12 protein-coding genes are annotated in these 14100 nt (G+C 63.8%); 9 read left to right on the top strand and 3 right to left on the bottom strand.

The features are described from left to right. Positions 1-227 precede the first annotated feature (227 nt). Entirely contained in the window at positions 228-1613 is a 1386-nt protein-coding gene (locus KDB67_RS02560; protein WP_291012036.1) for an ATP-binding protein, read from the bottom strand. A gap of 256 nt (positions 1614-1869) precedes the next feature. Here KDB67_RS02560 and KDB67_RS02555 point away from each other — a divergent pair, with 256 nt between their 5' ends. From KDB67_RS02555 to KDB67_RS02525, 7 genes are all read left to right on the top strand, one after another. Then, complete coding sequence (locus KDB67_RS02555; RefSeq protein WP_291012034.1) at positions 1870-3357, top strand: aldehyde dehydrogenase; 1488 nt, start codon at positions 1870-1872, stop codon at positions 3355-3357. Positions 3358-3611: 254 nt separating this feature from the next. After that, positions 3612-4487, top strand: coding sequence for an SDR family oxidoreductase (locus tag KDB67_RS02550; protein ID WP_291012032.1), 876 nt, complete (start codon positions 3612-3614; stop codon positions 4485-4487). A gap of 55 nt (positions 4488-4542) precedes the next feature. Beyond that, positions 4543-5775: a cytochrome P450 gene (locus KDB67_RS02545; RefSeq protein ID WP_291012030.1), complete on the top strand. Its 1233-nt coding sequence runs from the start codon at positions 4543-4545 to the stop codon at positions 5773-5775. Positions 5776-5848: 73 nt separating this feature from the next. Next, complete coding sequence (locus KDB67_RS02540) at positions 5849-7069, top strand: SRPBCC family protein (protein ID WP_291012028.1); 1221 nt, start codon at positions 5849-5851, stop codon at positions 7067-7069. 21 nt (positions 7070-7090) lie between these two features. Further along, positions 7091-8611, top strand: a complete 1521-nt coding sequence (locus tag KDB67_RS02535; RefSeq protein ID WP_291012026.1) for an AMP-binding protein — start codon at positions 7091-7093, stop codon at positions 8609-8611. Between the two features lie 202 nt (positions 8612-8813). Beyond that, the gene (locus KDB67_RS02530; protein WP_291012024.1) at positions 8814-9449 is read left to right on the top strand and encodes a TetR/AcrR family transcriptional regulator; all 636 of its coding nucleotides are present in this window, start codon (positions 8814-8816) and stop codon (positions 9447-9449) included. A gap of 300 nt (positions 9450-9749) precedes the next feature. Beyond that, positions 9750-10238, top strand: a complete 489-nt coding sequence (locus KDB67_RS02525) for a polyhydroxyalkanoate synthesis regulator DNA-binding domain-containing protein (protein ID WP_291012022.1) — start codon at positions 9750-9752, stop codon at positions 10236-10238. 159 nt (positions 10239-10397) lie between these two features. Here the strand turns inward: KDB67_RS02525 and KDB67_RS02520 are convergent, their stop codons facing one another. Both KDB67_RS02520 and KDB67_RS02515 read right to left on the bottom strand, forming a co-directional pair. Next, entirely contained in the window at positions 10398-10655 is a 258-nt protein-coding gene (locus tag KDB67_RS02520) for a hypothetical protein (RefSeq protein ID WP_291012020.1), read from the bottom strand. 150 nt (positions 10656-10805) lie between these two features. Further along, positions 10806-12182 (bottom strand): hypothetical protein, encoded by a 1377-nt coding sequence (locus tag KDB67_RS02515; RefSeq protein ID WP_291012018.1) that lies wholly within the window; start codon positions 12180-12182, stop codon positions 10806-10808. 557 nt (positions 12183-12739) lie between these two features. On the opposite strand from KDB67_RS02515, the gene KDB67_RS02510 reads away from it, so the two are divergent. Both KDB67_RS02510 and KDB67_RS02505 read left to right on the top strand, forming a co-directional pair. After that, entirely contained in the window at positions 12740-13462 is a 723-nt protein-coding gene (locus KDB67_RS02510) for an ABC transporter permease (RefSeq protein ID WP_291012040.1), read from the top strand. Positions 13463-13588: 126 nt separating this feature from the next. Continuing rightward, the coding region (locus KDB67_RS02505) for an ABC transporter permease (RefSeq protein ID WP_291012038.1) at positions 13589-14100 on the top strand (512 nt) is incomplete at its 3' end.

The following is a 14100-nucleotide window of genomic DNA, read 5'->3' as shown; positions in this document are numbered from 1 at the left end:
TCTTCCGGACTCTAGTGCCGCCGGCGGAACAACGAGGCCGATTTCGTCAACGCCGTTCGCGTTCGCTCGGATACGTCCTGCGGGTCAGCCCGGTGCGGGCCGACACCTCGGCGATGGACAGTGCGTCCTCAGTGGACATGACGCCACGGTAGGACTTGGAGCGCACTCGAGGTCAACCACAATGTCGGGGGACATTCTCCGAGCGGGTGGGCAGACCCTTCAGCATCTCAGGTGCCGGGGAGTCGGTATGCACGTTTGCGGCTGGTCACCGGTGCTGTTGCCACGACCAAACCGCGGGCTATCAACTTGCGCAGGATCGGCCGTAGCGTGCCGGGCGATCGTTGCACCGTGTCGGACAGATCTTGCACGGTCATGGTCGCCTCGCTGGTGAGTGCCTCGATGATGGCACGCTCCACAGCTGACAGGTTCGGTCGGTCGGTGGTCGCTACGAGGCGATACGCTCCGTATTCATTCGTTACCAGGTTCGAACTCGCGAGTTCGTCGAGCGCGCTCTGCGCATCTGTGGTGTCGATCGCCAGTTGCCGACGCAGTTCGTCGACGGTCACGGAACCGAGGTGGTGGATCAGCGCCAGCGCGCTGTCTCCTATTGGTGTTCGAATGCGATGCCCGAGGGAATCCAGCCAGTCCCGGGTTTCGGGATTCAGGAGACCGAATCGGTCGAGAACAGTGACGAACTCGGCCGGTACTGAACTGAAACGTGGTGCGGGAAGCCCATTCTGAGTCATCTGGCCGAGCATTCGGGGTATTCCGGATCCCGCGTTCTCGCCTACGGTCTCGTCGCGACCGGTGAACGGAACGTCGGTGAGCAGTCGAGCGAGAATGGGATTTCGCGAGCGTGACTGTCCGGAATAGATCGAATCGATGCTCTGCCCACCCCATAATCCGCCCGGACTGTGAACTTCAAGGCGGTCAGGATACAACTCGATCCGAACCTGATCCCCGCGAGCCATCGGGCTGTAGTCGCGGTGCATGACGGAATTGGCAATAGCCTCACGGATTGCATCGATGGGAATCTCGGGGACGTTGCGTGCTCCCGCGCCGTGAGAGACCCTGCGCACCCGCAGGTTACGCACGACGACAGCCACGGCGTCATCAATCATGTCAGGAATCGAGCCCTCGAGGACTGCGCGGTCGAGCATTCGCTCGTCTCCGACCACCACGTCTTTGGACCCACCAGGGTAGGAAGCGAAACTGATCATCAACTGCGGAAAGAACTGCTGCGGGAACGAACCCAGCGCGAGAAGCCCGCCGAGCGTCGGCGAGCCTGATGCCCGGTCGATCACCCCGATGCGTTCAAGTACCTGTTTATCTGAAGACGTTCCGTCCAGCGACCGGGGCCGATTGGTTCGCAGTCGGGTGATGGTTCGTTCGATGAGGGTCGTATCGAGGTCCGCGATCGTTGCCTCTGTGACCGGTTCTCGGTCCGCCTCGCTCGGCACAGTGAGCACTGATAGCTGAAACACCGAGTACGTGTCGAGCCGATGATCGCCGTCCGCCAGACGTATGTACGCGCCCCGCTCCTTGCCTTGAGCAGTGACGAAGCACGGCTTCTCCGCGGCTGGAAGCTCCTCGACCTCGGCAATCACGATCATTGCGTCGCCGACCCCAACCTGGTCGATCGCCAGGACAGGAGTCGGAGTCAGAGGGCCCGGAGTGTCCTTGGTGCCGCTGGTCCGAACGGCCTCCGCGCGACGATACAAAAGACGATCCGTGTCAGGTGTTGACCTAATGACTTTCGGTTTACTAGGCTTGTCTGTGACCCGGTTCACATGGCGCCCGCGATGTCGGCACACAGCCGGCGCGGGTGGCGAACGCCAAGCGTGAACGACAGACACGAGGAGTGCGTATATGACGACTGTGGAAACCGCCGACCCGTTGGCGGGCATCGCCGACCGTGAGCAGGTGTTCATCGGTGGGCAGTGGGTGGACTCGACGGGTGACGAGTGGATCGACGTCGTCGACTCGTGGTCCGAACGCACCGCGGCGCGTGTGCGGTCCGCGACGGCCGACGATGTCGCGCGGGCGGTCGCGGCGGCGCGGGAGTCGTTCAACAAGGGTGACTGGGTGCGCACGCCGATCGCCGAGCGCGCCGACGTCATCGACGCCATCGCCGACGGACTCGAAGCCCGGCTCGAGGATCTGACCACGCTCGGCATCGTCGAGGTGGGCGTGCCCGTGCCCGTCAGCGCGATGACCCAGCAGATGACCATCGGACTGTTCCGGGCCGTGGCGGAAGAGGCCCGGAACGTCACCCTCATCGAGGAGCGGCCGCGCACCGACGGCGGTGTCTCCCGCATCGTCAAGGAACCCAATGGTGTTGTCGCCGTCATCATTCCGTGGAACGGTCCGATCGGCACGATCGCCTTCAAGGTGATCCCGGCGCTGGCCGCGGGCAACTCGGTGGTGCTCAAGACCTCGCCCGAGGCGCCGCTGTCGCCGTCGGTGTTCGCCGACGTGATCGGTGATCTCGTTGCAGCGGGACGGATTCCGGAGGGGGTGGTCAGCGTCCTGGTGGCCGACCGGGAGGTATCCGAGACCCTGGTCACCAACCCCGACGTCGACCACGTCACCTTCACTGGCAGCACCGTCGCCGGCCGGCGCATCATGAGCCTCGCCGCCGACCGGGTGGCCAAGGTGTCGCTGGAACTCGGCGGCAAGTCCGCCGCCATCATCCTCGACGACGCAGACCTGAACACCGTGCTGGCCAACGCCCCGATGGGCGGCTGCATGCAGTCCGGCCAGGCGTGTATCGCTCTCACCCGAGTGTTGGTGTCGCGCAACAGGCATGACGAGGTGGTGGCCGGCTATCAGGCGGCGCTGAGTCAGATCCCGATCGGAAACCCTTGGGAGCAGACCAACTTCCTCGGCCCGCTCACCTCCGCGCGGCAGCGCGAACGCGTCGAGGGCTACATCGAGGCCGCCAAAGCCGAAGGTGCACAGGTGGTTTACGGCGGTGGCCGGGTCGGCGATCAGGGCTTCTTCGTGCAGCCGACCATTATCGACAACGTGCGCAACGACATGTCGGTCGCCCAGGAGGAGATCTTTGGTCCGGTCATCTCGATCATCACCTACGAGGACGAGGACGAGGCCGTCGCGATCGCCAACGACTCGATCTACGGACTGTCCGGTGCCGTCTTCACCACCGATCTCGAGCACGGATTCGAAGTGGCGCAACGTATCCGGACGGGAACGGTGAATGTGAACACCTCCGTCATCGACTTCACCCTGCCGTTCGGCGGATACAAGCAGTCGGGCCTGGGTCGCGAGGGCGGTCCCGAGGGCCTGGAGGAATTCTTCGAGACCAAGACGGTGCATTTCCCGGCGCCCGCGAGCTGACCTGGGCTCACCTCATCGGCCGTGGCGGTATCAAACCGTCACGGCCAGAGGTGTTTTCGCCGATTCGTGAAAACTACTGCTGACAAATATCGCTTGACGTCTCATGTAAAACGCAATACCGTGGATACCGAAGGTGGCGATCGTCACACTCAGTAACATCCGTTTTGCGTAGTACCCCGGCTTTTGTTGCACCCCAAGGTGATTCGGCCTGAAATGGCCGGCCGGTACGCGAGAATCCAAGGAGCAGTCAGCAAATGACCAACAGGCTTGACGGCAAGGTCGTTCTCATCACCGGCGCCGGATCCGGGCTGGGACGTGAAGCATCACAGCTCTTCTCGTCGGAGGGCGCCAAGATCGCCGTCGTTGACATCGACGGCGACCGTGCCGAGCAGACCGTCAAACTCGTCCAGGAGAACGGCGGCGACGCGCTCGCGATCACCGCCGACGTCTCGAAGAAGGACCAGATCACCGCAGCCGCCGACCAGACCGCCGAACACTTCGGCAAGCTCGATGTCGCCTGGGCCAACGCGGGTGTCATCTCCCGCGGCGGCGTGCCGTCCGTCATGGGCGGCGAGCAGGTCCTGTTCGAGGACCTGACCGAACAGGACTGGAACGACGTGCTCGGCGTCAACCTGACCGGCGTCATCTACACCGCACAGGCCGCGGTGCCCCACCTCAAGGCCAACGGAGGCGGCACCATCATCGCCACCTCGTCGGCCGCGTCGTTCCTGGCCTACCACGACATCTCGTTCTACAGCGCCACCAAGGCCGGCGTGAACGGACTCGTCCGCGGCCTGGCACTGGACCTGGGTCCCTTCGGCATTCGTGTCAACGGGATCGCCCCGACGCACGGTATGTCGCCCAACTTCCTGATGCCGGCCGGGTCGCCAGTGGTGGGCCAGTCCTACGAGCAGATCGCCGGCCCGTGGGAGCCCTTCCACTCGCCCATCCCGCTCAAGCTCAACCGCCCGCCGAACCTCCTCGACAATGCCAAGATCGCGCTCTTCCTGGCCTCGGACGACTCGGCGTACATGTCCGGCTCGGTGGTCAACTCGGCCGACGGCGGCACCCTCGGACGTGTCGGAATCTGGTTCCCCGAGGACCTCGACCAGCCCAACCCCAACGCCTGAATCCCCGGGGGCAGCCCTTCCCCGGTCAGTTCAGCCCAACAAGTCAGGAACACCCATGACGACTATCGAACGCACGCGTGCGGATGTGACCGTAGATCTCGATTTCTACGATCCGACGATCGCGGCACCGGTCGACCGGTTCAACGACCTGGTCGCCGACCTCGCCGCCATCAACCCGGTGGTCTATTCCACCGCCCATGGCGGGCACTGGATCGTCCTCGGATACGAAGAGATCACACAGGTACTGCGCGATCCGGCGACCTACTCCAGCTATCCGAACAATCTGGTGACCAACGAGGCCTTCGGTAAGTTCATCCCGATCGAACTCGATCCGCCGGAGCACACCGCCTACCGGCGGGCGCTGGCCCCGTTGTTCACGCCCAAGCGGATGAGCGAACTGCGGGAGATGGTCCGCGAAACCGTCAACGAGCTCATCGACGGATTCGCGAAGAAGGGTGAGGCGGAGTTCGTCGCGGAGTTCGCGCACGAGCTTCCCGCCCGGGTGTTCCTGGCTCTGATGGACTGGCCGGTGGAGGACGCGCCGCTGTTCACCGAGGCCACCGACATCGTCCTGTTCGGTAAACCCGGCGGGACGGAAGAGGAGTCGCTGCAGGCCCGGGCGATGGCCGGGTTCCAGATGTTCGGCTACTTCCAGAAGATCATCGAAGACCGCCGCGCCAATCCGGGCCAGGATGTCACCTCGACCATCGTGCACACCGAGGTTGCTCTGCCCGACGGAAAGCGTCTGCTGACCGACGAGGAACTCAACCGCATGTGCTTCCTGCTCCTGGTGGCGGGGCTGCATACCGTGCAGGGTTCACTCGCATGGGCGGTGAAGCATCTGGTGGAGAATCCGGAGCAGCGCAAGCTGATCATCGACGACCCGGGAGAGGTGCTGCCGACCGCCGTCGAGGAGATCCTGCGGATCGATTCCGCGATCATCGCGGGCAGGAGCACCACTCGCGAGGTCCAGCTGGGCGGTATGACCATCCCCGAGGGCGATCAGCTGGTGGTGGTCCTGGGCGCGGCCAACCGTGACGGCAGGCAGTTCGAGGATCCGACTCGGCTCGATGTCCTGCGCAAGCACAACCGGCATCTGGCATTCGGCGGAGGTCCGCATCAGTGTCTGGGAATGCATCTGGCGCGTATCGAGATGAACATCGCGCTGGAGGAACTGCTGCGCCGCATTCCGGACTTTGATCTGGTGGCCGAGGATCCGCCGACGTATCACTCCAGTCAGGTGCGGGGCTGTGCACGCATGCCGATCCGGTTCACCCCGGAGTCCTGACCAGCAGTCATTGCTCATTAAACCTTATTACGATAGGTTTATGAGGACTCGGAATCGATGACCGGAGGATTCGATGACCACATCGCTGCCACGGCAGGACCGCATCAGGCGGGCTCTGGAACTGCTGCGCGACAAGACGACCGACAAGTTCGATGAGATCATCCCGCTCGAGGCCGGCGAATACACCGATCCGGTGCTGGCCAAGGAAGAACGGGACTACATCTTCGGACAGGTGCCGTCGATCGTGGCGCACAGTTCCGAATTGCCCCGCGCGCACGACTTCATGACCATCCAGATGCCGCGCAACAATCTGCTCATCGTGCGGCAGAAGGACGGCGGTGTGCGCTCGTTCGTCAATCTGTGCCGACACCGCGGCGCGATGCTCGAGGACCGCGAGAAGGGCCGTTGCCGCATCTTCTCGTGCGGCTATCACCGCTGGTCCTACGATCCGGACGGCTCGCTGCGGGCGATCACCCGCGACAACACCTTCGGTGAGGTCGACCGCAGCGAACACGGCCTGATCGAGATCCCCACCGAGGAACGGCACGGATTCATCTGGGTCGTTGACAACGCCAAGGCCGATATCGACGTCGCCGCATGGCTCGGACCGGACATCGATCCGATGCTCGCGTCGTATCACCTGGAGGATCTCGTCTGCTACAAGGCGGCCGGATTCGATGAGCCGACCAACTGGAAGATCATGCAGGATGCCTTCCTGGACGGTTATCACATCCAGTACGCGCATCCGAATACCGCGGGCAAGATCATCCACACCAATGTGATGGCCTTCGAGGATTTCGGTCGGCATTGCCGATTCATCGCCCCGCGCAAATCGATCGACCGTTTCCTCGAAGAGGATCCCGGCGACATCCCGCTCGACAAGTACGTCACCGAGACCCATTTCATCGGTCCCAACAGCACGCTGCTGCGCCAGCCGGATCATTTTCAGTTGCTGACCTTCCGTCCACATCCGCTCGATCCGATGAAGTCGCGGATGGAGCAGCGGCTGTTCGTGCCCACCGTCGAGGCCAGTGGCTGGCCGCAAGAGAAGTGGGATCACATCTGGAACAAGAACTGGGAGATCCTGCTCGCCGTCCTGCATCAGGAGGACTTCCCGTTGCTGCGCGACGCCCAGCGCGGGCTGGTCAGCGCCGACGCCGGCGACATGATGCTGGGCCGCAACGAGACCGCCAATCAACTGTTCCGCCGCGAGACAAAAAAACTCGTAGCCGCCGGCAGGGCGAACGCTGCCGCCGGCCGGGCCGCGAATTCCGTCACACCGTCAAGTCCCTGACCCAACAGGAGAAATAAGAAGATGACCGCAACCATCGGCAAGGCCCTCGATTGGTGGGCCCGAACAGCACCCGATCGCACCGCGCTGGTTTTCAGTGGGGAGTCCCTGAATTACCGGCAGGTCCGTGACTGGAGCAGCAGGATCGCACGTCTGCTCGTCGGGCAGAAGGGTGTTTCGGAGGGGGACCGGGTGGGGTTGCTCGGGCCCAATTCGCTGACCTGGCCGGTCGCTGCGCTCGCCGCGCTCAAGTCCGGTGGTGTGCTGGTCCCGCTGAACAGCCGCTACAAGCCGGCCGAATTGCGCAAGATCGCCGACGACGCCGGGATCGGTGTGGTCCTCGTGGCACCCGGATTCGAGCAACTCGCCGAGGACACCGTGGCGATCGGTGACCCGTTCACCGTCGTCACCTACTCCGAACTCGACGCGGTCCGTGAGGGGCCGGCCGATGATTTCCGTGTCGATGTGGCCCCCGACGAACCCACATCGGTACTGTTCACCAGTGGTTCGACGGGCCTGTCGAAGGGTGTGGTGCTCACCAACCGGACGCTGTTGTCGATCGTGCTGGAGAACACCCTCACCGAAGAAGGTTTCCGGCCCGGCACCACCACGCTGCTGGTGTTGCCGCTGGCGTTCACCCCGGGACTGGTCTACGGGCTGCTCATCACGACGGTGCTCGGCGGCACGCTGGTCATCGAGCCGGAGCTGAACCCGTCCAATGCGGTCAAGCTCCTCGAAGAGCATTCGGTGGAGGCGATCTTCGGTGTGCCGCTGATCTTCGAGGCGATCTCGCGGGCGCCGGAGTTCGCCGACGCCGAACTGTCCTCGCTCAAGACCGCGATCGTCGGCGGTGCCGCGGTGCCGGTCCCGCTGCTCAAGCGCTGGGCCGACAAGGGTGTGCTGCTGCGCCAGATCTACGGCATGACCGAGGCCGGCGGGGTGGCGACCGCGACGATCAGGGAGGAGGCCTTCGAGTTCCCGGATCGGTGCGGTACCGGATCGATCTTCACCGAGGTCAAGGTGTTCAACGCCGCCGGTGAGCCTGCGGAAGCGGGCGAGGAAGGCGAGCTGGTGGTACGCGGTCCGGGCGTGACTCCCGGCTATTGGAACGATCCGGAGACCACTGCCGTCGCGCTACGCGACGGGTGGCTGCACAGCGGTGACCTCGGGCGTGCCGACGAGGACGGCCGGGTGCAGTTCGTCGACCGGCTCAAGGACCTCATCATCTCCGGCGGCATCAACATCTCGCCGGTGGAGCTGGAGATCGCGATCGGCGCGATCGACGGTGTCCAGGAGGTCGCTGTGATCGCGGCGCACGACGACCGGTTCGGTGAGACGCCTGCGGCGATCGTCACCGCGTCGCCGGATGTCGATGAGAAGGCGGTGATCGAGCATTGCGAGAAGGTGCTGGCCGACTTCAAAGTGCCCCGCTACGTGGTGATCCGGCAGGATCCGCTGCCCCGGCTGCCCAGCGGCAAGCTCGCCAAGACCGTGATCCGTGACGAGTACAAGGACGTGGACACCCGCTTCGACAAGGTTCGCTAGGACACGCACTGGGCCCGGTCAGGTCCGGCAGGAAGATTTCGGCGGAGGTACTCACACGGTGTCGACAACCGTGTGAGTACCTCCGTCGCGTTGTCGGCAGTACAGTGAGTTGGCCGACATCGGGACCAAAGCACTACAGCGGACATGATGTGTCTCATGTAACGTTGTTGTCGGTGGTATCAGTGGTGGAAAGGTGGAGTCGGTGGCACGCAGAAAAACCGGCAATGTGCTCAGTGGGGACCTCGACGAGGCACGTGAGCAGATCATGGTTGCCGCCGAAGCCGTATTCACCCGCTTCGGCGTCGCCAAGACGACGATGGACGATATCGGCCGCCAGGCCGGGGTATCTCGGCCGACCGTCTACCGCTATTTCGGTGACCGGGACACCCTGATCTCGGCGATCATCGAACGCCGATCGCGGTTGCTGTTCGCCAAGGCCCGCGAATTTCTGTTCGACCAGCCGACTTTCGCCGATCAACTGGTCGAAGGCCTGATCTTCCTGGTCGACCGGGGCCGTCGTGATCCGCTGATCCGGATCCTGGTCAGCCCCGAGCACATGCAGATGGCCGAACCTCTGGTGGGCAGTTCGGGTCTCGCGGCGCGGCTGACCGCGGAAATGTGGGGCCCGGTCCTCGAACGTGCGATGGTCGGCGGCGAGATTCGTTCCGATGTCGATATCGACAAGATGTCGGAGTGGATCGCGCTGGTGCAATTCATTCTCGTCGGCCGGCTCGATCTGGATAATCCGGACGACCCGGCGCATCGGGAGATGTTGCGCAACTTCGTGTTACCGGGTCTGCTGCGATCCTCGGCGATGTCCGCACGCAATATCGCCTGAACACGCTCATCGCCTGAACCACAAGGGCCGTCGATTCCCGGGAGTCGACGGCCCTTGTGGTGTTCGGACTACGCGGTGTTCGCGAGCGAACAGCCCGGCTGGCGCGGTGCAAGGCTCGCGGTATGTCGAGTTCCCCGACCCGCCACTGCCGCGGATGTTCGCCCGGTCCGCCGGTTTCGTCCTCTACCGGCCGGGGGACCTTCGCTGTTGCCCATTCTGACGCAGTGCATAATACTGGTCGGGGCGGTGTCGGCATCGGTGCCGCGACGGGAAGTTCAGCGCGGAAGGGAGCCGGGTGCCATGCCTGCGAGTAAGCGACGGTTGATCAAGAAATACTCGAACCGAAAGCTGTACGACACCGAACGCCGCAAGTTCACCACGATCGACGACCTGGCGGCACTGGTCGAGTCCGGTGTCGACGTGCAGGTCGTTGATCATGACACCGGTGTCGACCGGACCGACGAGGTACTGGTTCAGCTGGTGCGCCGCAAGGTGCAGACCAAACCCGAGTCGTCGAGCCTGTTCTCGGAGCTGCTCCGGGCGCCGGCCGACGTGGCGCAGAGTCTTGTCGACGGTTTGACCACCATCAGCAACCTGCCCGAAGAGGCCAAGCTCCCGGGGCGGCCACGCGTGCGCCGGGCACCCGAACCGGCACCCGAACCCGATCCGGCGCAGCAGGAGGAGATCCGGGAGCTGCGCGACCAGATCGCTCAGCTGACCAAAGTCGTTGCGAAACTGGTTGATTCGCAGATTCCTGACGAGGACGAGCCGGACGAGCCAGGAGAATAGTCAGTCTGCGCCCGGATGCTCTCGCATCCGGGCCATCTGCTGCGTAACGGCCAATACATAAAGGCTGCCGCGTCGACGGTGTCCGGGTGATACCCGGCGCACTGTCGGTGCGGCAGCCTTTGTGTGTGTGGTGCCCGCGTCAGGCGGGCGCGACCGATGCTACTTGGCAGCGCCGGCCTTCACGGCGGCGAGCTGGTCGACCTTGGCGGTCAGCTCGACCAGCGCCAGGCGCAGGGTGGCCACTTCGTCGGCGCTCGGGGCGTCGGAGCTCTCGTCGCTCAGGGCCGAGGTGGCGGCGTCGCGGGTCTTGGTCTCCAGGTCCTGGGCGCGGTCGATCAGGTCGTCGACGAGGGCCTTGCTGTCGTCGATGACGTCGCTGAGGAAGGTGGTGAGGGTGTTCTTGCGACGAGCTCCCATGGGAGTTCTCCAATCGTGTGAGGGGGAAGTGTGCTGAGTCATGTTGATTTCTGCACTGCATAAATTATTACACTGCGCGTAATGAGAGTCAATCGCTGATTCTATGATCTGGATCACTGCTATGTCCGGAGCTGTTGTGCGGCACCGACGTCAGTGCGTGAGGTGCTCGACGATGAAGACCTGCACCTCGCCGACCAGGAAGCCGAGCAGTGCGCCGACCATGATCAGCGTCTTCTCGTCGGCACGGAAGACCGGGCGCAGGACCTTTTCGAACTCCTCGGGGGTCATCGCAGCCATCTTCTCCGACATGGTCGCCTCGATGTCGAGCGTCTCGGCCAGGTAGTCCTCGGCCGAACCGAGCAGCAGGTCCGGCAACACGGCGAGCGCCTCGGAGGCGAATGCCGCACACATCGGCTCGATCTGGGTCAGATCCAGACCCACGCGGGCGACGCCCTTGGTCGGGCCGCTGAGGATGTCCAGGAACCCGTCGAACAGCCGGCCGGCGGATATCCCCGCGACCTGAACGCTGCCGAAATCGATCTCCTTGAACAACGGGAGATCTCGCAGCTGGATATCGACGTAGCGATTCAGATCGCCGAGTTCTTCGCGCAGGGTGGCCTCGAGTACCTCGGCGAGCACCTGCTCGGCCTGCGCGGTGTCCGGACCCGTGCACAGGCTGCGAATCAGCCTGTCGGGGGTCAGGACCTTGGTTCCGATCAGCGAACCGTAGTCCTGGGCCACCACGATACGGTGCTGCTGGAACAGGCCCTGCCACTTGATGAATCCCAGGTACTTCTTCGGTTCGCGCGGGTAGAAGATGAGCCGGAGGGCGGCCCAGTCGGTGAACCATCCGGTGAACAGGCCGAACAGCGGCATGACCCATGGGTTGTGGGTCAGCGCCCAGACGGCGACCTGCACGAGGCCGATGAAGAAGCCGAAGACGAAGCCGCTGCGCCTGATGAATGCGAACTCCCTGTGCCCGACCTCCTTGAACATCGACTCCAGCGTCGTCGGATCGTTCAGGAACTCGTTGGTCGCCATCGTCTTCAGGTCGAAGACCTCGTCGACGCGGTCCACGATCCCGTCGAACATCAGTACGGCGGCATCGGGCGCCGAGCGCTGTACCCGCTCGATCAGGAAGTCCTTGGCCGGCGAGGGCAGAAGATTCCACAGCGTGGGCTGGTACTCGGCCAGCACCTTGCGGGTGATCCGGGAGACCTCCACCCGAAGCGGGCGGTCGATCCGGGCCGCGAGTTCGGCCGGGTCGATGCGTTCGGCGATCTCTCTGGTGTTGATCAGGCGCGGGGTCAGGGTGTCGCAGAGGATGTCCACCATCTGGGGTGCGCGCCTGGGAATGATGCCCTGCCACCCGAGTGCGCCGATGCCTTTGAATTCGTATGGGCGAAACATCATGCGGATGGCCACGAGCTTGGTGCTCCACCCGATCAGCGCCGCGACGAACGGCATCGCCACATAGATCGGCCAGTTCCGCTGGAAGTCGTCGGTGATCTCGGCCCACGTCTGCACTGCTGTGTACTCCTATGTTGTTTCGACGCGGACCCCAGGTCGTGGGGGCGGTCCGGATTCTGCTGACATTTAGTTGAAAGATTTAGCTGTTTAAAGGGACTGTACACGCGGAGCGATCGACGTCCGTTTTAGAGTGATGTACATCACGTTCGGGGTGTGGGGGGTGACTTTCGGGCGTGCTGGTCCGGTTCGTGTCGGATCAATCTGCTGACACTTGACAAAAATCGTCTCATGTAGATTAATCTAACCCCAATAGATGTGGTTCGGCTCACAGTGGCCACGGGATCGGGACCAGACCACGTCGATGTGTCGGACATCGGACGGAAGCTGCATGCGTGATCAGGGGACGCCGCGTGGACCTGCGGGGCATCTCCGGGTGATCGCTGTATGACTTCAGGGAGGAAGCAATGAGCGTTGTCGCGCTCGAGTCGCGGGCCGGTTCAGGTAACTGGCTCAGCGGCTTGTTCGGGTTGATCGGCCGGTTCTTTTCCGGCTTCTACGGCCGCGTGTCACAGAGCATTTCCACGATCGGTCGCTCCGCGCATCTGGCGGGCGAGATGATCAGGTACTCGGTCACCGACAGCATCTCGCTCCGGCTCGCCGGCGGTGAGGTCATCGACCAGACGTGGCGGATGTTCAAGGTCACCGCCCTGCCGGCCTTGCTGATGGCGGTGCCGATCGGTGCCGAGGTATCGGTGCAGGTGGGCGGCGTGATGGACCAGGTGGGCGCCAACTCGCTCGCCGGCGCTGCCAGCGGTCTGGGTGTGGTCAGCCAGGGCGCGCCGATGGCTGCCGGGCTGCTGATGAGTGGCGCCGCCGCATCGGCCATCGCCTCCGACCTCGGCGCCCGGTCGATCCGCGAGGAGATCGACGCGATGCGGGTGATGGGCGTCAACCCCGTTCAGCGGCTGATCGTTCCCCGCTTTCTCGCGATGATCCTCATCGCCCCCACGCTGTGCGTGATGATCATCGCCTCGGGTGTCGGTGCGGGTCTGGCCATCTCGGCGAACGTGAACAACGTTGTGCCGGCGAGCTTCTGGCAGTCCTTCGGCGCATTCGCCACGCCGGTGGACCTGATCTTCTCGGTGGTGAAAGCGGTCCTGTTCGCCTTCATCGTCGTGGTCATCGCCAGCCTGCGGGGCCTTGAGGCCAAAGGTGGCCCCAAGGGCGTGGCCAACGCGGTGAACGCGTCGGTCGTGCTCAGTGTGTTCTGCATCTTCATGACCAACCTCGCGGTCAGCCAGCTCCAGACCATGTTCTTCCCAGCCCGATTGGCATAAACGATGGCACCTGAACCAGGTTCTGCTGAACCGTACTCACCGACAACCGTTCCCGCGGGGAGGATCGCCCCGGCCGGCGGTCACCTCATCCGCGCCGGGCGGGCGATCTCCGGCAAGATCTCGGCAATGTTCGCCGAGATCGGTCAGATCGGGATGTTCGTCTGGAAGACGTTCACCCTGCTGCCCACCACCATCCGGCACTACCGCAAACAGACCCTCAAAACCATGAACGACATGGCCTGGGGCAGTGGCTCGATCATCGTCGACGGTGGTGTGGTCAGCCTGATGTTCTTCCTGGGCATCGCGGTCGGCGCAGTGGTCGCGATCATGGCGTTCATGGCGTTCGACCTGCTCGGCTTCGGCGCACTGACCGGAATCATCAGCTCGTTCGGCAACATCCGCGTCGTCGCCCCGATCATCACGGGCATCGGATTCGCAGCCCAGGCCGGCTGCCGGATGACCGCCGAGATCGGCGCGATGCGGATCTCGGAGGAGATCGACGCCACCGAGGTGATGGGCCTGCGCGCCATCCCGTTCGTCGTCGGTACGCGGCTCGTCGGCGGCATGCTCGTGGTGCTGCCGAGTTACGTTCTGGCCCTGGTGATCAGCTTCATCACCGGCGGCATCATCGTGAAAAC

Origin of the sequence: Gordonia sp. (in: high G+C Gram-positive bacteria) (genome assembly GCF_020438995.1) — a bacterium.
Classification (GTDB): domain Bacteria; phylum Actinomycetota; class Actinomycetes; order Mycobacteriales; family Mycobacteriaceae; genus Gordonia.
Note: the sequence above shows the minus strand (reverse complement) of the source record. Positions and strands in the feature narration are given on the sequence as shown.